We start from the raw sequence: 21060 nt of genomic DNA, 5'->3' as shown, positions 1-21060 counted from the left end.
AGGAATTGGTGCAAGTCCCCTGGTTAGGATCGCGGTGATTAAAGTAGCCAGACAACAAACAACGGCCGGAATAAGCGATGCATAACGCGCCGTGGACAAACACCTCAAGCTCCGTATCGGGGCAGAGCTGGCGGATTTCCTCAATCTCATCCAGCGACAGCTCGCGGGACAAAATAACACGCTCAACACCCATGCTTTTCCAGAAATTGACCGATGCATAATTGACGGTATTGGCCTGTACCGACAGATGGATCGGCATGTCCGGCCAAGCTTCCCGCGTCATCATAATCAAACCCGGATCGGCCATAATCAAGGCGTCCGGCTGCATCGCGATAACCGGGGCAATGTCTTTAATAAAGGTTTTAACCTTGGCGTTATGCGGAATAACATTGGTCGCCAGGAAAAACTTTTTGCCCAGTTGATGAGCTTCATCTATGCCCTTGGCCAGATTATCAGCCAGAAAATCATTGTTGCGCACCCGCAAGCTATAGCGAGGCAGTCCTGCATAAACCGCATCCGCACCGTATGCAAAGGCATAGCGCATGTTTTTAAGAGTTCCGGCAGGGGAAAGTAATTCAACTTGTTTCATATTGAAATATGTAAATGATCTGTGTGGAGGTATTCTACCGCAACCGGCGTAGGCAAGCCAAAAACGGGGAAAGATGAAATGTGGATCGTGTTGTTTATAGTCGCGCTGTTGTTCGTTTTGGGCGGTGCGTTAATTTTGTTGCGGTCGGCCAAAATGCCGAAAATTCCTGATAATGTGAAAGCGCAGCCTTATGAGGAAGATGATGAGTAGGTAAAATCGGCTCAAAGCATACACCACGAAGGCACGAAGTTCACGAAGAAAAAACCAGAGTAAAAATTTCGTGCTCTTCGTGCCTTCGTGGTGATTAATCAATCTGTACGCGTCCTCAGCGTAAAAGTAACCGGTCCGTTGTTGATTAGCGCAACCTGCATATCGGCACCGAATTGACCGAATTCAACTTTTGGGTAAATTTGTTTTGCCAATTGTTGTAAATAATCGAACAGCTCCTTGCCTTTTTCCGGTGGCGCGGCTGAAATAAAGCTGGGCCGATTGCCTTTTTGGGTATCTGCCGCCAGCGTAAATTGCGGAATCAACAATAAGCCGCCGTTAATATCCCGCAAACTCAGATTCATACGGTCGTCACTATCGGCAAAAATCCGGTAATTGAGAATACGTTCCAATAGACGCTGAGCATCTTTTTCGGTGTCGGCCTTTTCCACCGCAACGAGCGCCATAATGCCGGTATCGATTTTTCCAATATCCTGATTATTGACGGTGACTTTAGCGGTGGTTACGCGTTGAATAATAGTGATCATAGCGGCTGTTGAATAAAATTTGCAGACTTAATCAATTCCAAGCCCAAGATGGAATGATTGTATATATAAACCCATGCGGTAACGGTGCATCCGTTTTTGAGCAATACCGATTGTCTTTTCCGTATGAATTCGTTGGGGCCGGGAAAATCCGGACCAAACTCTTCATATTGGTCGAGTAGAGGAAGTGCAACATCGGCCTGATGTAGCCAATAGACTTCACCATGCACGGCATCATTGGAATCATCGGAAGGAACAGCACCGGGGTAATAGTTGATTTTATAAAGCCTGCCTTGATAGGTGGCGTCACTCACAAATTCCGCATATTTTGCCAACAGTTGATGCATATCACTGTTCGCATCGCGCCTGAGCGTTCCGTAAACAAAAATATAGTCGGGGTTCATGATGCGTCTGTTTTCGCTGGCTCCCAAATTCAAGCTTGGGAATCGGACTGGAAGCTCCAGCTTACCGTTTTAAGCAGCTGGAGCTTTTCCGTTGAGGTTCCCAATCTGGAGATTGGGAACCGGCGCATCGGCTTAAGCCGATGCTTATGCGGAGAGTTTAGTGCCCAACCTCGACTTTAGCGCCTTTAGCCTGACCGATTTCAGACAAAGTCTGGTTAAACCAAGGTGAGTTCAAGTCAAAAGGCTTGCCGCCTTTAATGCGTGGGAACTCAATCGCACGCAGCACAAAGTTTTGGTCGTCATCGTGGCCGATAACGCCTGATTCGCGGCGGAACGCGCACTCGACAGCCAAATCGGCGCAAGATTTGATCAGACGAATGTCTTCAACATTGGCCGCAGAAGCGCGAGCAAAATAACCTGATTTTTGCACCAATGTTTTTTCCGCGCCGATCATTTGCGCAAATTGTTCACCGAACCACTTGCCCGGATTAACCGCATCCAGCTTGACGTGACCAAACGCGTCGCGCGGCACTTCTTGTCCCTTGGCTTGCATTTCAGCGACGATAGACTCAACGCCTGCGCCTTCGGAAACGAAGATATTGACGCAATCGACTTTATCCATCACTGCACGAAGGCGAGCCGCTTCGGCAGCAAGATCGATAGTCATTTCAGGGATAAACACGCCATGTACTTCATAAGTAGCGCGATCAAGGCCCAGCTCAGGCAACCACTCGGCGCGATCCAGCAATTTGCGGTATTCCAGAGCGGTAGCGGCTGTCAACCAACCGCAGCTACGTCCCATCACTTCATGAACAATCAGCATGCGCGGATTGGAATTGTTTTCGGCGACCACGTTCCAGAAGTAACGCGCACCCTGCTCGGCAGCCGTCCAAGCGCCCAGCGATTGTCTGATGGGGAATACGTCGTTATCGACGGTTTTAGGCAGACCGATAACGGTCAGGCCGTAGTTGTTTTTCGCCAGAAACGCAGCAAGATCGGCTGCCGCGGTATTGGTATCGTCACCGCCGATGGTGTGCAAAATATCGACGCCGTCTTTAACCAATTGGTCGGCGGCAACTTTTTGCGGATCTTGGCCTTCCTCAACCAGGCCGCGTTTAACGCAGTCTTTAACGTTGGTCAGCTTGACGCGGCTGTTGCCGATCACCGAGCCGCCGAAACGATGCAAAAGGCCTGCTTTTTCGCGGATTGCCGGAGTGACTGTATAGTAATCACCCAGTAACAGACCTTTATAACCGCTACGGTAGCAGATGATTTCTATGGTTGGGTCGATTTCAGTGTAACGCTCGATAAGGCTACCGATGGCTGAGTTTAGGCAAGGGGCCAAGCCGCCCGCCGTGAGAATCGCGACTTTTTTAGGTTTGTTCATGGAGAAACTCAAAGGGTGAAATTAAAAAACGAAAATTTTATCATACAAGAGGGGCTCTTTTTTAGTCTTTCGTATCGTTCTCACGCTCTCCAGCGCGGGATCGGTATAACGACCAAAGCCAGCTTTGGACTCCAAAAATCACAGATACCGGAGTACAAAGCTGGCTCTGTATGAATGTAGGTGAGCGGAAGCTTTAAGGTTTTAAACAGCAACGGCAGAGGCGGTGGCGACTATTTTTAGTCTTTCGCCTTGAGCCTTTTGCCTGCTTAATCAGCCCTCCAAGTGATACTGGACAATGCGCTCAACCTCACTTTTGGAACCCAAAATAACCGGAACCCGCTGATGCAGGCCTTTAGGCTTAATGTCCAGGATGCGCTCACGCCCGGTGGAACAAGCGCCGCCCGCTTGCTCGATAATAAAGGCCATCGGATTGGCCTCGTACATAATGCGCAGCTTTCCGGCTCTTGTCGGGTCGCGTAAATCATACGGATACATAAAAACCCCGCCACGCGTCAGTATCCGGTAAACCTCCGCCACCATCGACGCGACCCAGCGCATATTAAAATCTTTTTCGCGCAAACCGTCCTTGCCCTGCAAACATTCATCGATATAGCGCTTTACAGGGGGTTCCCAGAAACGCTGGTTCGACATATTAATCGCAAATTCACTGGTGTCATTAGGAATCGTCATGTTGGGATGGGTCAGGATGAATTCGCCGATATCCTGATTCAGCGTGAAGCCGTTAACCCCCTGCCCCGTCGTCAAGACCATCATCGTAGACGGACCGTAAAGCACAAACCCCGCACAAACCTGCTCGGAACCTTTGCGTAAAAAATCTTCCAGCGCCGGGTCCACACCCTCACGGCAACGCAGTATCGAGAATATGGTGCCTACCGCCAAATTAACATCAATATTTGAAGAGCCATCCAAGGGATCGAACAATGCCAGGTATTTGCCTTTTGGATACTGCGGAGGAATAAGAATAATATCGTCGATTTCTTCCGATGCCATGCCGGCCAAATGACCGGTCCAATTCAGCGCATCCACCATAATGTCATTGGTGATGATGTCCAGTTTCTTTTGCACCTCACCCTGTACATTCTCGGAATCGGCACTGCCCAGCACACCAATCAGATTGCCTTGATTAACCAAATGCGAAATTTTCTTACACGCGGTAACCACATCATTTAATATCGAAGTAAATGTTCCCGATACCCCCGGCAACTCACGCTGCTGCTCAATGATAAACTGGGTCAAAGTAACATGGTTGCTCATTCTTTATCGCTCCGATGGTATGTTGTCGTTTTCAAAAATATGTTCAAGGGTGAGATACAGCTTCTGCGTACGCGGCTTTGCATCAATAGCGCCTTGCGCAAAAACTGTCTGCGTATAGCTCATATTGTAAATCATTAAAGCCGGCATTTGCCGTCAATATAGATGTTGTTGTCTTCATATCATTTAAATGAAATAAGATCAGCTCTCGGCTGACACTGCTACGGCCTTAATATAATGATCGCCAAGCAAGAAAACAATCGATGTATAACCCACAAAAGGGCTTGATAGCAATGCTGCAAATATCCAATCAGGTCAGTATCCCGGACAATGAAATTGAAGTTCATGCGATTCGTGCCCAGGGAACCGGCGGACAGAATGTCAACAAAGTATCCACCGCCATCCATTTGCGGTTTGATATTAATGCATCCTCATTACCCGAATTTTACAAGGAAAAACTACTGGCCTTAAATGACCAGCGTATTTCAAAGGAAGGAGTGATTATCATCAAGGCCCAGCAGTATCGCACCCAGGAAAAGAATAAGGAAGATGCCTTAAGTCGGCTGCTGGCATTAATCCAAAGCGTGGCTATCGTGCATAAGAAGCGCAAAGCGACAAAACCCACCAAAAGCTCAAAACTAAAGCGCCTGGACAGTAAAGCCAAACAAGGCCGACTAAAAGCATTAAGAGGAAATATTGATTACAATTAGCCTCATGGCGGGCAAACCCAATAAAAGCTCTACCGGGAGTATCCTAAGCCCAGCCATTTTCTGTTAAAGCCGCACACCCTGAGCTTGTCAAAGAATTAGTGAAGAGCCGATCCGGTGACTAATTCTGATTTTTGATTAAGCTAGGTGCAGTTTGCAGGCTCATTGTATAATTTCAGCGTAATGTTTTTTACTGACCTCCTAAAACTTAAGGATTGATTTAAATATGCCTCCAGAAAAACGCTTAACTCGTAGTCGTGGGATTTATTTGCTGCCTAATTTGTTTACCACGGGAGCCCTATTTTCCGGTTTCTATGCGATCACTTCGGCGATGGGCGGGCGTTATGAAACTGCTGTTATCGCCATTTTTGTAGCGATGATTCTGGACGGCTTGGATGGCCGGGTAGCGAGGCTAACCAATACGCAAAGCGAATTCGGCGCGCAATACGACAGTCTTTCCGACATGGTTTCGTTTGCAGCCGCCCCGGCATTGGTCATGTATTCATGGGCATTTGCCAGCCTTGGCAAATTAGGCCTGTTTGCGGCATTTGTTCATTCCGCAGGCGGCGCATTACGACTAGCGCGCTTTAACACCCAGTTGGCAACAGCCGATAAAAACTATTTCCAGGGCCTTCCCAGCCCTGCTGCAGCAGCTATTCTTGCCGGATTTATCTGGATTTGCCTGGAGTACAAATACGACATAGAGGTGTTCAAATATTTTGCCCTTGCCTTAACAGTTAGCACCGGTTTGCTGATGGTGAGTAATTTCCGCTACTGGAGTTTCAAAAAGATCGATTTTAAAGGCAAAGTGCCTTTTATTGTCGCCATTGCGGTAATGCTGGGCATCTCGTTCGTGATGGCGCAGCCGCAAACGATGCTGTTCCTGCTGTTTTTAGGTTACGCAATTTCAGGCCCGGTTCTTACCCTGATCATGCGCAGACGCAGGTTGCACGGGCGTAAAGCGTAAAAATCTGCTTGAGGCAGCACAGCCATTGGCGTATAGTCACGACCATGTTTATTCAAATCAATCATGCATTTCAAAACCCTCTTTCCGGCGCAATATTTGCCGGAACAGCCTTGCGTGCGTGGCTATGCCTGCCTTTAAGATTCCTGCCCTGACGGGGCATATCTTTATTCCATATTAATGATTTAAATCCCCCTATATCCGAGTATCAACCTAACCGTTGATAACCCTTCATCGACTGTATGCAAACAAGAAGTAGAGCACCAACAGTAGGCGCTCTAGGCGATGCAGGAGCTATTGCCAAGACGATGCAGGGAACAATTGCCGAGAATGGAGTTTTTATGAAAGACCAGTTAATAATATTCGACACTACCTTGCGCGATGGCGAGCAAAGCCCCGGCGCTTCGATGACGCGCGATGAAAAAATCCGTATTGCCAAGGCCCTGGAGCGCTTAAAGGTCGATGTGATCGAGGCCGGTTTCCCGGCGGCCAGTCCCGGCGATTTTGAATCCGTCCAGGCCGTGGCCAATGTCATAAAAGATAGCGTGGTATGCGGATTGGCCAGAGCCCTGGACAAGGATATCGACCGTGCAGGTGAAGCGCTTAAAGGCGCCAGGCAGTCACGCATTCATACCTTTATCGCCACATCTCCGATTCATATGCAAATGAAATTGCAGATGCAGCCCGAGCAAGTGATCGATTATGCGGTCAGGGCCGTCAAACGCGCACGGCAATATACCGATAATGTCGAATTCTCGCCGGAAGATGCAGGGCGCTCGGAAGAAGACTTTTTGTGCCGGATACTTGAAGCCGTCATCGACGCCGGAGCCACGACGCTGAATATTCCCGATACCGTGGGCTACAGTGTTCCTGAGCAATTCGGAGCAACCATTGCCAACCTGATCCGGCGTATCCCCAATTCGGACAAGGCGATTTTTTCCGTGCATTGCCACAATGATTTGGGCCTTGCGGTTGCCAACTCCCTGTCGGCGGTTATGAACGGCGCACGTCAGGTTGAATGCACGATTAACGGCTTAGGCGAACGTGCAGGTAATGCGTCGCTGGAAGAAGTGGTTATGGCGGTGCGCACTCGCAAAGATGTGTTCCCTTGCCAAACTGTCATAGACACCCGCGAAATCTTGACCTGCTCGAAACTGGTATCGTCAATCACCGGCTTCCCAGTGCAGCCCAACAAAGCTATCGTCGGCGCCAATGCCTTCGCGCATGAGGCGGGCATCCATCAGGACGGCGTGTTAAAAAGCCGCGAGACTTATGAAATCATGCGCGCCGAAGATGTCGGCTGGACGGCTAACCGCATGGTGCTGGGCAAGCATTCGGGCAGAAATGCATTTAAAAGCCGCATCACCGAATTGGGCTTTGAGTTCGGCTCGGAAGAGGAATTGAACGAGGCTTTTGCCCGCTTCAAGCAATTGGCTGATAAAAAGCACGAAATCTTTGATGAAGATTTGCAAACCTTGATTTCGGAAGCCGGGTTCGAGGCAGAAGACGAGCATGTCAAACTGATCGCCCTGAAAGTGTGCTCGGAAACCGGCGAAATACCCAACGCAACCGTTACGCTACGGGTGGACAATAAAGAAGTCACCGGCAATGCAAGTGGCGGCGGCGCAGTCGATGCCAGCTTAAAAGCCATAGAAAGACTGGTGCAAACCGACGCCACGCTGGAGCTTTATTCGGTCAACAGCATCACCAACGGCACCGATGCTCAGGGCGAGGTCACTATTCGCCTTGAAAAAGCGGGCCGGATCGTTAACGGTTTGGGCGCCGATACCGACATTGTGATTGCCTCGGCCAAGGCCTATATCAATGCCGTGAATAAGCTGCAAAGCCCTGACCAACGCAGGCATCCTCAAAAAGGCGATGTTTGAGCTGCATCATTGTTCCCACGCTCCGGCGTGGGAATACTAACTAGTCGAGCCGGTTTTGGATAACGCAACACGTCTGCAATACTTGGAAGCTATGGGCATTGATGTTTGGTTGCCTAGGGCTGCTGCTGACCATGAGCAAGCATCGACACCTGATGTCATCGCTGAAAATACCCGGCCAAAACAGGTCGACAGCTGGGAAGCGTTGCAAGCGGAAGTCGCCCCATGCACTAAATGCGACTTGTGCAAAACACGCACCCAAACCGTTTTCGGCTCAGGCAATAAAAATGCCGATTGGATGATTATCGGTGAAGCGCCGGGGCAAAGCGAAGACCAGCAAGGTTTACCTTTTGTCGGCAAGGCGGGCCTGTTATTAACGGAGATGCTAAGAGCCATAGGTCTTGACCGTGAAGAGGTCTTTATAGCTAACATTGTAAAATGCCGCCCTCCCGCTAATCGCGATCCCCAACCTATCGAAATTGCAACTTGCAAACCTTACCTGTTACGGCAAATAGCATTGCTGAAGCCAAAAATCATCGTGGTTTTAGGACGTGTCGCCGCACAAGCGCTGCTCAACACGGATCAACCTATCGGCAAACTAAGAGGGAAAAGACACGCTTTAAATGATACGCCGGTTATTGTAGTCTATCATCCTGCCTATTTGTTAAGATCAATGCTCGACAAGCGCAAAGCATGGGAAGACTTAAAACTCGGGCTGCACACATATAAGACACTGAAGGTTAATCATGTTGGGAACGATGTTAGATAAAATAAAAGAATTTGTGGTTTATGATGCCGATAGAGAATTCTATGCAAAATTATTCCCTGGCTCGGTGGGCAGAAAAGATTTGATGCGCCTGAGAAAAATGCGGAATTCCGATTTACCCCAGGTTATGGCGATTGAAAGAGCAAGCTATCAATTTCCCTGGGCAGAAGACATATTCAGGGACTGCTTTAGAGCCAATTATAGCTGCTGGGTCTGCGAAGAGCAGGATACCGTGCTGGGGTACAGCATACTCTCCATAGCTGTAGGCGAGGCTCATGTTTTAAATATTTGTGTAGCACCGGCCGAACAGGGACAAGGGATAGGCCGTAAGATGCTGGAAAATCTTATCAACCATGCCCAGGGCCGGGCGGATACCATGTTTCTGGAAGTCAGGCCGTCCAATGCCGTCGCAATCGCCCTTTACGAAGACATGGGCTTTAACGAAATCGGCATCAGAAAAGGTTATTATCAGGCGGAAAATGGCCGCGAAGACGCCATTATGCTGGCAAAGCAGATTTTTTAGCGTTGAATAGCCTGTAAGCCGGATTGATCAATCCGGCTTACAGCAGATTTATTTCAAATTATCGGTAACATGCGGCTCGATAAGCTGATACAGAATTTGATGCATTCTGGGGCTTGCGGCAATAACGTTACCCGATTCCAGGTACTTATCATTAAAAGAAAAATCGGTAATCACTCCGCCCGCTTCCTTTACCAATAAAATACCTGCGGCCATATCCCACTCCATCAAGCCAATTTCCCAAAAACCATCCAACCGGCCGGCAGCCAGGTAGGCCAGATCAAGCGCCGCAGCGCCCGCTCGGCGAATTCCCGCAGAATCGGTCGCTATTGCACGGAACATGCCTAAATAAGCATCCATATGCAAATCGGTTTTAAACGGAAAGCCGGTGCCGATTAATGCGCCTTTTAAGCTGGTTTGACTGGTTACCCGAAGGCGGCGATTGTTTAACATGGCGCCGCCGCCGCGTTTGGCGGTAAATAATTCATCGCGTAACGGGTCATAAACAACACCGACTTCAATCCTGCCTTTGTATTTTAAGGCAATGGAAACGGCGTATTGCGGAAAGCCGTGCAGAAAGTTGGTAGTGCCGTCCAGCGGGTCGATCACCCAAATAAAATCGTTGCCCTCATACGTGCCGCTTTCTTCTGCTAGGATGCTGTGATCAGGATAGGCTGCCTTGATAATGTTGATGATTTCCCGTTCGGCCATACGATCAACCTCGCTGGCGTAATCGTTTTTACCTTTTTGGTCGACTTTTAGGTGACCGATATTATCGGATGAGCGAAGAATCAAGTCGCCGGCGGCTCTTGCGGCACGGACGGCAGTATTTAACATGGGTTGCATAGGCGGATTTATATTCAGTACGGGTGTGTGGGCGGAATTTGCTACTCGGCAATTGCTCCTGCATTGCTCTACCTCCTGCATCCATGCAGTCGTCGGCAATTGCTCCTGCATTGCTCTACCTCCTGCGTCCATGCAGTCGTGTAATACCTTAAGGGCTATGCAAAAGTTAGAACACCCAATGCAGGTGTCTAAGCGATGCAGAAGCAATTGCTGAAAACCCCATATAATACCAAATATTTTGCTAAACTTAGGCTCTTTTTTTAACTAAGGACAAGGCCTTGCTGTCTACTATAAAAATTGTGCTGGTCGAAACAACACATCCGGGGAATATAGGTGCAGTCGCCCGCGCAATGAAAAACATGAAGATGCATAACCTCTGGCTGGTTGCGCCTAAAATATTTCCCAGCGCCGACGCCACTTCCAGAGCTTCCGGCGCTGATGACGTGCTGGTGGGCGCAACCGTTTGCCAAACCTTGCAAGAGGCCATTGCCGATTGCCAGCTGGTAATCGGCGCCAGCGCACGAGGCCGGACCATTAGCTGGCCGGAACTGACGCCCAGGGAATGCGCGGAAAAAGTGCTGATCACTGAACCCGGCAATAAAGTGGCTATCGTTTTTGGCCGGGAAAATTCCGGCCTGAAAAATCACGAACTGGATCTATGTCACTTTTTGCTGCGCATCCCCTGCAACAGCGAATACAGCTCCCTCAATATTGCCGCGGCCGTGCAGGTTGTTTGTTATGAATTATTCGTCGCATCCGGCTTGGCGCCGCAAGAGGAAATTTTTGTCGGCGATAAAGGCGAAGAGCCTTTAGCCTCGGCGGCGCAAATGGAATCTTTTTACACTCACATGGCTGAAGCACTAACCGATATAGGCTTTATGCATCCTGCCAAATCCAAATCCATCATGCGCCGTTTGCGCCGGATTTATAACCGGGTACAACTGGACTCCAAGGAACTGGACATACTCCGGGGCATCTTGCGGATGTCTCAAGGCCACAAAAGGAATAACGATGTTTAACCGAATAAAAGAAGATATCGCCTGCGTGTTCGAACGCGATCCGGCTGCGCAATCGGTCTTTGAAGTGATCACCACCTATCCCGGATTTCATGCGGTTTTAATCCACCGATTGAGCCATTTTTTCTGGCTGGCAGGATTCAGATGGCTGGCCCGTTTTATCGCCCATCTCGGCCGCTGGCTGACCGGGATTGAAATTCACCCCGGCGCTGTTATCGGCAGGCGTTTTTTTATCGATCACGGCATGGGCGTTGTGATCGGCGAAACCGCCGTTATCGGCGACGACTGCACCCTGTACCATGGCGTAACCTTGGGCGGAACCAGCTGGGATAAGGGCAAGCGTCATCCGACCCTTCATAACGGCGTAGTAGTCGGTGCGGGAGCAAAAGTTTTGGGACCTATCGATATCGGCGAAAACGCCCGGATAGGTTCAAACTCGGTGGTCCTAAAACCGGTTCCGGCCGATGCAACCGTGGTGGGCATTCCCGGTCATATCGTCGATCCTAAAAGCAAAGCGGCAGCCGAACGCGACAAGATTGCCTACAAAATGGGCTTTCACGCTTACGGAGCGACAACCGATATGCCCGACCCCATCGCCTATGCGATCAATCACATGCTGGATCATATTCATGACATGGACAAGCAGATAGAAACCCTGAAAAAAGCGCTTAATGATGCGGGCATTAAATACGCTGAATCTCCGATTTCCAAATTGGACGGCTGCGAAATTGAGGACAGTTATGAATAAGGCGGACGCTAAAAAGTTCTAATGTAGTTTGCCTGCGGAACATCAGCCGCATTTAATAAATACCTATTCTCACCTAGGGTATAATAGTTGACTATTTTGCTGGGTTAAGTATAGTAACAATATCTTAACGGTATTTATTAGAGGACACTATTGTGCGCTTAACAACTAAAGGTCGCTACGCGGTTACAGCAATGCTGGACTTGGCTTTTCATAGTCAAATCAAGCCGGTAACCCTGACTGATATTGCGGCTCGTCAAACCATTTCCCTGTCTTATCTGGAACAGCTATTTGCCCGCTTACGCCGGGCAGGCATGGTAAAAGGCGTGCGCGGACCTGGCGGCGGTTACAAGCTGTGTCGCAAGACCAGCGATATCAATATTGCCGACATTATCGCCGCCGTCAATGAACCGCTTGATTCAACCAAATGCGGCGGAGAAGCCAATTGCCAGAAGGATCAGGCCTGCTTGACCCATGATCTGTGGATGGGCTTGAGCGAGCAAATCAGAAATTATTTGAAGAGCATTTCTTTGGCCGACCTGCTGGAAAGAGACCAGGTTCAGGAGGTTGCCATGAGGCAGCATAACGATGCCCAGCCTATTGAAATTTACCGTCATCACGACTAATGCCCGACTTGAATGATCTACTTTGATCATAATGCGACCACGCCGCTAGACGATCGCGTTCTGGACGCGATGCAGCCTTTCCTGAAGACCTTCTACGGCAACCCTTCCAGCTTATATCGTCTCGGCAGAATCTCAAGCAGTGCCATTGATGCCGCTCGCGAGCAACTTGCGGCATTGGTTGGCGTACAGCCTGGGCAAATCGTCTTCACCAGCGGCGGTACCGAAGCCAATAACCTGGCTTTGGCAACGCTCGACCCTCGGGCCGGGCTCGCCGTCTCAACTATTGAGCATCCCTCGGTTATTGAGCCTGCCCTGCATTTAAAAAGCTTGGATCATCAGCTAACGCTGCTTGATGTCGATGCAAACGGCCAAGTCACGCAGCATGCTATCGACGAGGCTATTCGGCTAAAGCCCGGCCTAGTGTCGATGATGCTAGCCAACAATGAAACCGGCGCAGTGCAGAATGTCGCTCACTATGCTAGCCAGTTAACGGAACACGGCATCAAGGTTCATACTGACGCCGTGCAGGCACTGGGCAAGATCCCGGTAGATTTTAACCGACTCGGGGTGCATTTGATGTCGCTGTCCAGCCATAAAATTTACGGCCCAAAAGGCTGCGGCGCACTGGTATTTGAAAAATCCGTGCAGCTAAAGCCTGTCATGCTGGGCGGAGGACAGGAACAAGGATTCCGGGCCGGGACTGAAAATGCCGCCGCAATCGTCGGCTTTGGCAAAGCGGCTGAGCTCGCCAAAACCGAACTTGCCGAACGCCACGCGCATCTGCTAACACTCAGGCAACTGTTGGAGCATGGCTTAAGCACTATTCCCGGCCTGACCATTTTTGCTGAACGCTCGGAACGATTGCCCAATACCGTCCAGATGGGCATCGAAAGCATTGACGGCGAAATGCTGCTGATGCAGCTGGATCAAAAAAATATCGCCGTTTCCAGCGGCTCAGCCTGCGCCAGCGGCCAGAGAGAGCCCAGTCCGGTCCTGGCAGCCATGGGTGTTGAACCTAGCGATGCAAAAAGTGCAATCCGCATCAGTTTGGGAAAAGCCAATACCGAAGCTGAAATTCTTGAATTTATTAAACAATTAAAATCCTTAACTATCAAAGGATAAAGAGGTTATATGTCTATCTCACTCACTGAAAGCGCCGCCCGGCAAATCAAAAAACAATTGGAAAAACGCGGTAAAGGCCTGGGCTTAAAACTGGGCGTCAAACAATCCGGTTGCTCGGGTTATGCTTATACGATTGACTACGCCGACGCCCTGAATGAGGGCGATGCGGTGTTTGAAAATTTCGACGTCAAAGTCATCGTGGCCGCAAACGATCTGCAATTTATCGACGGTATAGAGCTGGACTATCGACGTGAAGGTATTAACGAAGCTTTCCAGTTCAACAACCCGAATGTAAAAGGCACCTGCGGCTGCGGCGAGAGTTTTTCTGTTTGATTGGGAAAATCAATCCGTCCACAAAAAGTACGAAAATATTCATTCATTTGTCGTGGATCAACTGCGGTTCTTAAACTAGACCTTCCAGGTTTTAAAAACCTGGAAGGTCTAACCCGTAAAAACGTTCTACATCAATGCAACAAACGCGTTGCTAAACGAGGTACCTCCAGCATATTCGTGTTTACCCGTCTACTCCGTGCTCTCTATACTTGCCAGAAAAGTTTGATCTCTCGTATTATACGCTGCCGGGTGTACCGCAAGAGTCATCCTGCAACAGATTACTCAAGCTCGCAAATTCCGCTAACGATATGTTTTCTGCCCTGAGTGTCGGGTCTATGCCCAAAGCGGCAATCTCTTCCTCAGCAATCAGCTTTTTCAATGAATTACGCAGGGTTTTGCGCCGTTGCGAAAATGCCTGGGTAACAACGCGGTTCAGCTTGGCTATATCATTAACCGCAACAGGCGGCTGCCTGTGGGGCACCAGTCTGACGATAGCAGACATGACCTTTGGAGCCGGATCGAAACTTTCCGGCGGCACATCGAACAGCAGTTCGGTTGCGCAATAATATTGCATCATGACGCTCAGCCTGCCGTATTTTTTGCTGCCTGGAGCCGCGCAAATCCGGTCTACCACTTCCTTTTGCAACATGAAATGCATGTCTTCAATGCAAGAAGCATTATCCAACAGATGAAACATCAACGGCGTTGAAATGTTATATGGAAGATTGCCGATGACGCGCAGCTTCTTGCCCTCGCCCGCCAGCGACGAAAAATCAAACCTTAACGCATCGGCGCTATGAATTTGCAAGTTGGAGTATTGCTTGAACTTTTCCCTCAGCAAAACCACCAAATCCCTGTCAAGCTCAACCACCTCCAGGCGCACACCCTGTTTTAACAAAGGCTCGGTCAATGCGCCCTGCCCCGGCCCAATCTCAACCCAGTGTTGATCGGGTTTGGCCTGGATGCTGGAGATAATGTTGTAAATAATAGTGTGGTCATGAAGAAAATTCTGACCGAAGCGCTTGCGCGGAGTATGTGCCATTTTTATTGTGTAGCCATTGTTATTGCGGTTTGGAGTGCAAACTGTAGACTGCCTGAATCGGCCTTGCCGCTACCGGCAATATCCAAAGCCGTGCCGTGGTCAACCGAAGTACGGATAATCGGCAATCCCAGCGTAATATTGACAGCCCGGCCAAAACCCATATGTTTGAGCACCGGCAAGCCTTGATCATGATACATCGCCAGAACCGCATCCGCTGTCGCCAGATATTTGTCGGTAAACAGCGTATCGGCCGGTAACGGCCCATGCAGATTCAAGCCTTGCTTGCGGAAGGTATCGAGCACCGGCTCGATAATATCGATTTCTTCCCGGCCCATATGGCCGTTTTCTCCGGCATGAGGATTAAGCCCGCACACCAGTATTTTCGGATGGGCGATGCCAAAGCGCGAGCGCAATTCATGATCCAGTATTCGAATCACTGTCCGCAGCCGGGTATGAGTAATGGCCTGACTGACTTCCGACAGCGGCATATGGGTCGTTGCCAGCGCCACCCGCAAGCCCGGTGTTGCCAACATCATGACAGGATGTCCGCCGGTAATGCCGGCGATAAACTCGGTATGGCCGCTAAAAGCCAAACCTGCATCATTGATAATGCCCTTGTGGACAGGACCTGTAACCATCGCATCAAAAACCGCGTCCATGCAACCCTTAGTCGCTTTGGTGATGGTTTTCAGCACATAGCGGCTATTGGCCGGATTCAATTGTCCGCACTGTACCGGCTCCGCCAGCTCCACCGGCAATATCGTCAAGCATCCGGCAGTCTGGGCCGTTGCAGGCATAGCGCTATCGAACTCTTTTATCTTAAGCGGCAGGCCTAATTGCCTGGCGCGCTCTTCCAGCAATTGCGGGCTGGCTATAACGATGATTTCGCAAGGCAAATCCTGCTGGGCAAGCTGAATGCAAAGATCGGGACCTATGCCTGCGGGTTCTCCGGGTGTTAATGCAATACGCGGTACGGGTAGCCTGACTGTCATCTGAAAAAACGATATAAAAAAGAATAATTTTACAGCATAAGCACCAGGATTATTTCAAAAATAATGCCAATTTAAGGAAGATAGGTAATGATGAGCTCCAGCTTATGATCTTTCAGGTCTCGCCATCGGCATCAAAGCCTCGGCTATAAAACCCGGATCATCGCTTAATGAGCCTCAGCCAATGCTGCCGCGGTAATATGGTAAACGCCACGACACAGTTCGGTAACGGAGGTTTGACAGAGGGAAATCAGCAGCAATTTGGATAAACTGGCTTTTAGATCGGCAGTGATAATCATGCCGGAGAGATGGCGGAGCGGACGGGGCTCGAACCCGCGACCACCGGCGTGACAGGCCGGTATTCTAACCAACTGAACTACCGCTCCGCAGTTCGAGGCGCGTATTCTAAAGCATCGCGTCGTTCTGTCAAGAATAAAGTCGAGACACAGGCACTATGGTTTTACTTTTATGCCGTATCTCAGAAATAGATTAAGATTATATGGGCGTCATAGGCATATTGTAGTATTCAATATACATGCTAAATCAACGCAAAGATTATAAAGGCATGACTCCCGTCTTATTTCCCATATTGAAAACTAACCCAGCACAGGCAATGCATTATCTAATTTCGTTGTTTTTTTTCGCTTTCCTAAATATCGCTGCAGCAGACAATTTTAGCGATGCAGTTTCGACCGGAAACAAACCTGATCCCGTAGTGCAATTGACGCCCATAGAACGGGACTGGTTAGAGCGTCATCAGAATATCCGGGTTGCTTTTGACGGCTCGCTACCGCCCTATAGTTTTCTCAATGATTCGGGGCAACCTGAAGGCATTGCCGTCGAAGTCATGAACATCCTGGGCAAACGCTTAGGCATTAAATTTGAAATCTATCCCCGGACCAGCTGGAACAAATTATATGAAGCGGCGGTTGCGCGTAAAGTTGATGTCGTCGCTACAATGATCAATCGACCGGATCGCAGACAGTGGTTTATTTTCACGCAACCCTACCTGATGAAATCCTTGGTTATCATAACCAAAAGAGATAATTCGACGATAAAAAATCGCTCCGATCTTGCAGGAAGAAAGGTCACGTTGGTCAAGGGTTATCAATTTGTTGAACGGATTATTAAGGAACTTCCTTCAATGACTCCCTATTTTGTCGATTCTATGCTGGACGAGCTAAAGACAGTCAGCACGGAAAAAGCCGATGCCGCCATTACCTTTATGGCTACGGCCAATTACCTGCAAACAAAACATCTTCTGACTGACCTGAAAATTGCAGCCTTTTATGATAGCGATAGCGTCAATGAAAGCATTAATGAAAGCATTGCCGTGCGCGGCGACTGGCCGATTCTGGCAGATATTTTACAAAAGGGGCTGACCAGCATAAGTGAAGAAGAAATGCAGAACATCCACGCCAAATGGGTTCCCGGCATGGAATCTTCAATTGACTACGAACTGATTTGGAAAATTATCGCGGGTTTCGTAGCGACCTTGATTTTATTGCTACTATGGATTGTCCGGGTCCGTAGACAAAACAAGAAAATCAAGCTGTCAAGACACGAAGTCCAGACCACCAACAAAATCCTGCTGACATTGAAAGACGATCTTGAGCATCTGATCGTAAAGCGCACCGCCGAGCTGAATTCCAGCGAACATAAATTCCGCAGCCTGGTTGAAAACCTGCGTAATGAATACTTTTTTTACCAGCGCAACTGTGACGGCGTATTCACTTACATCAGCCCCTCAATAACCCACATACTCGGCTATAGTCCGGATGAATTTAAGGCTCACTATCATGAGTATCTTACTGATAACCCGACAAACCTTAAAATTGCCGAGCACGCCAAGGCATGCGCCCAAGGCTTGGCCGATTCGCCTTACCAACTGGAAATATACAGCGCCTACAAGGATATCCATTGGCTTGAAGTGACTGACACCCCGGTTTATGACGAACACAATAACTTGATAGGCGTTGACGGCATTGTGCATGACATCACATTGCGCAAACAGGCCGATGATCGCTTACTCTGGCTGTCTCATTATGATGAACTGACCGGTCTGGCTAATCGCAGACTGTTTGCCGACCAGCTTCATAATGCCATCAATATGGCGCACCGCAATAACCAGTCGGTTGCACTGTTTTACCTGGACCTGGACCGCTTCAAATTTGTCAACGACACTATGGGACACGCTGTTGGCGACGAAGTACTCAAGGAAACAGCCAACAGAATTGCCACCACTTTACGTGACTCCGATATGCCCGCCCGCCTTGGCGGGGATGAATTCGCACTCGTGCTGCCGGAAACCGATGCGGATGGAGCGGCGCCGGTCGCCGCAAAAATCCTGAAAAAATTACAAGAACCTTATATTTTTGCTGAACTGGAATTTACGCTGGGAGGCAGCATCGGTATTGCGATTTACCCACGGGATGCCAATAGCGCCGAAGCCCTGGTTCATCTTGCCGACACGGCAATGTATCAGGCAAAACAGGGAAAACTGGGAATTTCTTTCTATTCCAAGAGCATGCCGCGAAATAAAGCAATCGAATAATCATAAGCTCTGCTGAAAATCTTGTGACGAACGAACGTGTTATCGGCATAGCCGAATCTCACGCCCGGCTTTTCCGCTTGATCCCCCGTTTCCGCTAACGCAATTGCGCCATCAGGTCTTCAGCCAAGCCTTTTACTTCCCCCCGGCTAATAATAACCAGCCGCCCAATGCCGTCATCGGAAGTTCTTACCGGCAGCCGCGTTGCCGGATAAAGCCTTCCGGCTGTTCCCTGCACCAACAATGGTTCGTCTTGACCAGGCGTGTAAACCATGCCTTTTAAACGGACCAGCTGTTCAGGGTAATGGGCAATCAGGTATTCCAAGGCTTTTTGTAGCCGCTCCCACGGTAGCGGATGCTCAAGCTGCAAGGCGATGCTGTTAAAGCCATGATCGGGTAAATCGGACTGTTCCGTATCGCGCAACCGACGGAATTTCTTCGGACAATTGAGCAGTGCATCGGGGTCAAGCTCGCCTTGCACAGCGCTCAGCTTAATCGCGGCAGGGGCCAGGGCCGATAAGCGTGCATCCAGCGTTGCAATCGCGTCAGCTGTTGCCAAGTCGGTTTGCGTCATGACCACCGTATCAGCCCAGGCAATTTGCGCCTGGACTTCTGGAAAATAATCGAAATGATCGGTATCCATGCCTGCTGAAACCGTAGCAATAACGCCTTGCAAGCTATAACGCGCTGCCAACCAGCGTTCCCTTAACAAAATATCCAGCACCGGTTCCGGATTGGCAACGCCGCTGGTTTCGATGATCACCCGCTCGAAAGGCTTATCCCCTGAATCCCAAGCCATACGTAAGTTTTTAAGCAACGGCGTTAACGAACCGCGCACCTGACAGCACAAGCAACCGCCCACCAAGGTTGATAAAGGCACTTTATGCTCGCGCAGTAATTGTTGATCGATCGGTGTGGTGCCGAATTCATTGATAATCACGGCAGATTTGGGTGCATGACTCAATAAGCGGTTCAATAAAGTGGTTTTCCCGCTGCCGAGAAATCCGCTGATGATGAACACGGGGATTCGCTCAATGACTTTAGTGGATGGGGACAAGTTGTGATGGTTCATATTGTTTATTAATGAGCGCTGTAGCTATAGATCGGGCAACACCTTTTCGTTGCCCGACATTTTAGCCTCCAATGACACGGCTGACAAAACCAGAATCCCGTTGCATTACTTGGAGCATAGCGATGTAGATCGTGCACCAACAGTAGGCGCTTGAGGCGACATCTTTTCGTTGCACGACATTGGACACTCGCCAATGCAAGAGGTTAACAACATGCCCCTACCGGGCTAGCTGGTGGTTAATTTCTGGGGTTTATTTTTCTTGATTTGTGTCATTTTGGTGCGTCCACAATTTGTTTTAGTGCAAAAAATGCGACAGGATCCAGGCAAGTCCTCACTGAACAACGCTAAGCAGCTGGATTAGATGGTTTGGCACAATCCGTGCTTTTCCAATGAAAGGTGGTGCGATGGCGCATCCTCCTTTCCCTTCAACAATGGCGTTGAAAAGTCGCTTGTTTTAAACAGGCGGCGATAACTTTACTCGTCTATTGTTTATGCCTTGATTTTAATTAGGTTATCTGCAAAGAACGAGTGAAAGAACGCTCGTTTCCAAGGGTATCAACAGCTTGCGAAAACAGGCTTAACCAAACAAATCAAGGTGTTTTTGATCCGGCACCTCAATTCGTTATTTATCTAACTTTTTAAAGGTGAGTTATGTCCTACCTGATTCCTTCAGAATTTGTCACAAAAATGGTCGACGCGGGCGAATCCAAAATCTTCATGTCAACCAGAGATACTTTGATCAGGGCTTATATGGCCGGTGCGATCCTGGCGTTGGCTGCGGTATTTGCGGTCGCTATTACTGTGCAAACGAATTCCCCAATTTTTGGTGCAATTTTATTCCCCGTTGGTTTTTGCATGTTGTATTTGCTAGGCTTCGACCTTCTGACCGGTGTTTTTGTGTTAACGCCGCTGGCATTGCTCGATAAACGCCCAGGCGTAACCATCAACGGTATTTTCAGGAACTGGGGCTTAGTCTTTGCAGGTAATTTTCTAGGGGCGTTAACCGTGGCGGTCATGATGTCCATTGTCTACACCTACGGTTTTTCTATTGCACCTAATGATGTGGGCATAAAGCTGGCCGGCATCGGTGAAGCACGTACGCTGGGCTATGCAAAATATGGCGTGGCCGGCTGGTTTACGATCTTTATCAGGGGCATGCTTTGTAACTGGATGGTATCTACCGGCGTGGTTGGAGCGATGATTTCCACTTCCGTTAGCGGCAAGGTGATCGCCATGTGGATGCCGATCATGCTGTTCTTTGGCATGGCCTTCGAGCACTCGGTCGTCAACATGTTTCTGTTTCCAGCCGGTTTGATCATGGGAGGAAATTTTTCGATTATGGATTATTTTATCTGGAATGAGATTCCGACTGTTTTGGGTAATCTGATGGGCGGGCTTGCGTTTACCGGATTGACCCTCTATTCCACGCATATAAAAACCGCGCCTAAACGCGCCTTATAATTAATCCGAATTA

The 21060-nt window shown here is 49.2% G+C and carries 22 protein-coding genes and 1 tRNA gene; 13 read left to right on the top strand and 10 right to left on the bottom strand.

What is annotated here, in order from left to right; translation table 11 throughout:
• On the bottom strand, positions 1–589 hold a 589-nt coding region (locus M0R47_RS18440; protein ID WP_292557511.1), incomplete at its 3' end, for a U32 family peptidase.
• Positions 590–610: 21 nt separating this feature from the next.
• Between M0R47_RS18440 and M0R47_RS18435 the strand changes: the two genes are divergently transcribed.
• Positions 611–799, top strand: coding sequence for an LPXTG cell wall anchor domain-containing protein (locus M0R47_RS18435; RefSeq protein WP_292557509.1), 189 nt, complete (start codon positions 611–613; stop codon positions 797–799).
• A 98-nt stretch (positions 800–897) separates the two neighbouring features.
• Here M0R47_RS18435 and dtd read toward each other — a convergent pair whose 3' ends face one another.
• From dtd to M0R47_RS18415, 4 genes are all read right to left on the bottom strand, one after another.
• Complete coding sequence (gene dtd / locus M0R47_RS18430; protein ID WP_292557507.1) at positions 898–1344, bottom strand: D-aminoacyl-tRNA deacylase; 447 nt, start codon at positions 1342–1344, stop codon at positions 898–900.
• Positions 1341–1745, bottom strand: a complete 405-nt coding sequence (locus tag M0R47_RS18425) for a gamma-glutamylcyclotransferase family protein (protein WP_292557505.1) — start codon at positions 1743–1745, stop codon at positions 1341–1343. The genes dtd and M0R47_RS18425 overlap by 4 nt, the downstream gene beginning before the upstream one ends.
• 157 nt (positions 1746–1902) lie before the next feature.
• The gene (locus M0R47_RS18420; protein WP_292557503.1) at positions 1903–3132 is read right to left on the bottom strand and encodes a pyrophosphate--fructose-6-phosphate 1-phosphotransferase; all 1230 of its coding nucleotides are present in this window, start codon (positions 3130–3132) and stop codon (positions 1903–1905) included.
• A 270-nt stretch (positions 3133–3402) separates the two neighbouring features.
• Positions 3403–4407: a class 1 fructose-bisphosphatase gene (locus tag M0R47_RS18415; RefSeq protein WP_292557502.1), complete on the bottom strand. Its 1005-nt coding sequence runs from the start codon at positions 4405–4407 to the stop codon at positions 3403–3405.
• Positions 4408–4697: 290 nt separating this feature from the next.
• Between M0R47_RS18415 and arfB the strand changes: the two genes are divergently transcribed.
• The 5 genes from arfB (at position 4698) to rimI (ending at position 9247) form a co-directional block, all read left to right on the top strand.
• Complete coding sequence (gene arfB / locus M0R47_RS18410; RefSeq protein ID WP_366513248.1) at positions 4698–5114, top strand: alternative ribosome rescue aminoacyl-tRNA hydrolase ArfB; 417 nt, start codon at positions 4698–4700, stop codon at positions 5112–5114.
• A 223-nt stretch (positions 5115–5337) separates the two neighbouring features.
• A complete protein-coding gene (gene pssA, locus M0R47_RS18405) occupies positions 5338–6078 on the top strand; it encodes a CDP-diacylglycerol--serine O-phosphatidyltransferase (RefSeq protein ID WP_292557498.1) in 741 nt (246 codons plus the stop codon).
• Positions 6079–6416: 338 nt separating this feature from the next.
• Positions 6417–7961 carry a 2-isopropylmalate synthase gene (locus M0R47_RS18400; protein ID WP_292557496.1) on the top strand — a complete coding sequence of 515 codons (1545 nt, stop codon included), beginning with the start codon at positions 6417–6419 and terminating at the stop codon, positions 7959–7961.
• Positions 7962–8016: 55 nt separating this feature from the next.
• Positions 8017–8727, top strand: coding sequence for a uracil-DNA glycosylase (locus M0R47_RS18395; RefSeq protein ID WP_292557493.1), 711 nt, complete (start codon positions 8017–8019; stop codon positions 8725–8727).
• Positions 8708–9247 carry a ribosomal protein S18-alanine N-acetyltransferase gene (rimI, locus tag M0R47_RS18390; RefSeq protein WP_292557515.1) on the top strand — a complete coding sequence of 180 codons (540 nt, stop codon included), beginning with the start codon at positions 8708–8710 and terminating at the stop codon, positions 9245–9247. Before M0R47_RS18395 ends, rimI begins: the two co-directional genes overlap by 20 nt.
• Before the next feature lie 48 nt (positions 9248–9295).
• Here the strand turns inward: rimI and M0R47_RS18385 are convergent, their stop codons facing one another.
• A complete protein-coding gene (locus M0R47_RS18385) occupies positions 9296–10090 on the bottom strand; it encodes an inositol monophosphatase family protein (RefSeq protein WP_292557513.1) in 795 nt (264 codons plus the stop codon).
• 278 nt (positions 10091–10368) lie between these two features.
• Between M0R47_RS18385 and M0R47_RS18380 the strand changes: the two genes are divergently transcribed.
• The 5 genes from M0R47_RS18380 (at position 10369) to M0R47_RS18360 (ending at position 13932) form a co-directional block, all read left to right on the top strand.
• On the top strand, positions 10369–11109 hold the full coding sequence (locus M0R47_RS18380; protein WP_292557492.1) for an RNA methyltransferase: 741 nt from the start codon (positions 10369–10371) through the stop codon (positions 11107–11109).
• Positions 11102–11854: a serine O-acetyltransferase gene (gene cysE, locus M0R47_RS18375; RefSeq protein ID WP_292557490.1), complete on the top strand. Its 753-nt coding sequence runs from the start codon at positions 11102–11104 to the stop codon at positions 11852–11854. The genes M0R47_RS18380 and cysE overlap by 8 nt, the downstream gene beginning before the upstream one ends.
• 152 nt (positions 11855–12006) lie before the next feature.
• Positions 12007–12477, top strand: a complete 471-nt coding sequence (gene iscR, locus M0R47_RS18370) for a Fe-S cluster assembly transcriptional regulator IscR (RefSeq protein ID WP_292557488.1) — start codon at positions 12007–12009, stop codon at positions 12475–12477.
• A 12-nt stretch (positions 12478–12489) separates the two neighbouring features.
• A complete protein-coding gene (locus tag M0R47_RS18365) occupies positions 12490–13599 on the top strand; it encodes a cysteine desulfurase family protein (protein ID WP_292557486.1) in 1110 nt (369 codons plus the stop codon).
• A gap of 9 nt (positions 13600–13608) precedes the next feature.
• Positions 13609–13932, top strand: a complete 324-nt coding sequence (locus M0R47_RS18360) for an iron-sulfur cluster assembly accessory protein (protein ID WP_292557485.1) — start codon at positions 13609–13611, stop codon at positions 13930–13932.
• Positions 13933–14167: 235 nt separating this feature from the next.
• On the opposite strand, the gene rsmA is transcribed toward M0R47_RS18360, so the two are convergent.
• The 3 genes from rsmA to M0R47_RS18345 all read right to left on the bottom strand — a co-directional run bounded on the left by rsmA (position 14168) and on the right by M0R47_RS18345 (position 16349).
• Positions 14168–14974, bottom strand: coding sequence for a 16S rRNA (adenine(1518)-N(6)/adenine(1519)-N(6))-dimethyltransferase RsmA (gene rsmA / locus M0R47_RS18355; protein ID WP_292557483.1), 807 nt, complete (start codon positions 14972–14974; stop codon positions 14168–14170).
• 2 nt (positions 14975–14976) lie between these two features.
• On the bottom strand, positions 14977–15966 hold the full coding sequence (gene pdxA, locus M0R47_RS18350; protein WP_292557481.1) for a 4-hydroxythreonine-4-phosphate dehydrogenase PdxA: 990 nt from the start codon (positions 15964–15966) through the stop codon (positions 14977–14979).
• Between the two features lie 306 nt (positions 15967–16272).
• Positions 16273–16349: transfer RNA gene (locus tag M0R47_RS18345), tRNA-Asp, on the bottom strand.
• Between the two features lie 227 nt (positions 16350–16576).
• Here M0R47_RS18345 and M0R47_RS18340 point away from each other — a divergent pair.
• Positions 16577–18517: a diguanylate cyclase gene (locus M0R47_RS18340; RefSeq protein ID WP_292557479.1), complete on the top strand. Its 1941-nt coding sequence runs from the start codon at positions 16577–16579 to the stop codon at positions 18515–18517.
• A gap of 94 nt (positions 18518–18611) precedes the next feature.
• On the opposite strand, the gene M0R47_RS18335 is transcribed toward M0R47_RS18340, so the two are convergent.
• The gene (locus M0R47_RS18335) at positions 18612–19586 is read right to left on the bottom strand and encodes a GTP-binding protein (RefSeq protein WP_292557478.1); all 975 of its coding nucleotides are present in this window, start codon (positions 19584–19586) and stop codon (positions 18612–18614) included.
• Between the two features lie 651 nt (positions 19587–20237).
• Here M0R47_RS18335 and M0R47_RS18330 point away from each other — a divergent pair.
• A complete protein-coding gene (locus M0R47_RS18330) occupies positions 20238–21047 on the top strand; it encodes a formate/nitrite transporter family protein (protein ID WP_292557476.1) in 810 nt (269 codons plus the stop codon).
• The last annotated feature ends 13 nt before the right edge of the window (positions 21048–21060 follow it).

It is taken from the genome of Methylobacter sp. (assembly GCF_023227905.1).
In the GTDB taxonomy this organism is placed as follows: Bacteria; Pseudomonadota; Gammaproteobacteria; order Methylococcales; family Methylomonadaceae; genus Methylobacter_A.
Note: the sequence above shows the minus strand (reverse complement) of the source record. Positions and strands in the feature narration are given on the sequence as shown.

Excerpts from the sequence above, each read along its gene's own strand:
- dtd (WP_292557507.1), bottom strand. The coding sequence starts at position 1,344 with ATGATCACTATTATTCAACGCGTAACCACCGCTAAAGTCACCGTCAAT.
- M0R47_RS18425 (WP_292557505.1), bottom strand. The coding sequence starts at position 1,745 with ATGAACCCCGACTATATTTTTGTTTACGGAACGCTCAGGCGCGATGCG.
- M0R47_RS18420 (WP_292557503.1), bottom strand. The coding sequence starts at position 3,132 with ATGAACAAACCTAAAAAAGTCGCGATTCTCACGGCGGGCGGCTTGGCC.
- M0R47_RS18415 (WP_292557502.1), bottom strand. The coding sequence starts at position 4,407 with ATGAGCAACCATGTTACTTTGACCCAGTTTATCATTGAGCAGCAGCGT.
- arfB (WP_366513248.1), top strand. The coding sequence starts at position 4,698 with ATGCTGCAAATATCCAATCAGGTCAGTATCCCGGACAATGAAATTGAA.
- pssA (WP_292557498.1), top strand. The coding sequence starts at position 5,338 with ATGCCTCCAGAAAAACGCTTAACTCGTAGTCGTGGGATTTATTTGCTG.
- M0R47_RS18400 (WP_292557496.1), top strand. The coding sequence starts at position 6,417 with ATGAAAGACCAGTTAATAATATTCGACACTACCTTGCGCGATGGCGAG.
- M0R47_RS18385 (WP_292557513.1), bottom strand. The coding sequence starts at position 10,090 with ATGCAACCCATGTTAAATACTGCCGTCCGTGCCGCAAGAGCCGCCGGC.
- cysE (WP_292557490.1), top strand. The coding sequence starts at position 11,102 with ATGTTTAACCGAATAAAAGAAGATATCGCCTGCGTGTTCGAACGCGAT.
- M0R47_RS18365 (WP_292557486.1), top strand. The coding sequence starts at position 12,490 with ATGATCTACTTTGATCATAATGCGACCACGCCGCTAGACGATCGCGTT.
- M0R47_RS18360 (WP_292557485.1), top strand. The coding sequence starts at position 13,609 with ATGTCTATCTCACTCACTGAAAGCGCCGCCCGGCAAATCAAAAAACAA.
- rsmA (WP_292557483.1), bottom strand. The coding sequence starts at position 14,974 with ATGGCACATACTCCGCGCAAGCGCTTCGGTCAGAATTTTCTTCATGAC.
- pdxA (WP_292557481.1), bottom strand. The coding sequence starts at position 15,966 with ATGACAGTCAGGCTACCCGTACCGCGTATTGCATTAACACCCGGAGAA.
- M0R47_RS18340 (WP_292557479.1), top strand. The coding sequence starts at position 16,577 with ATGCATTATCTAATTTCGTTGTTTTTTTTCGCTTTCCTAAATATCGCT.
- M0R47_RS18335 (WP_292557478.1), bottom strand. The coding sequence starts at position 19,586 with ATGAACCATCACAACTTGTCCCCATCCACTAAAGTCATTGAGCGAATC.
- M0R47_RS18330 (WP_292557476.1), top strand. The coding sequence starts at position 20,238 with ATGTCCTACCTGATTCCTTCAGAATTTGTCACAAAAATGGTCGACGCG.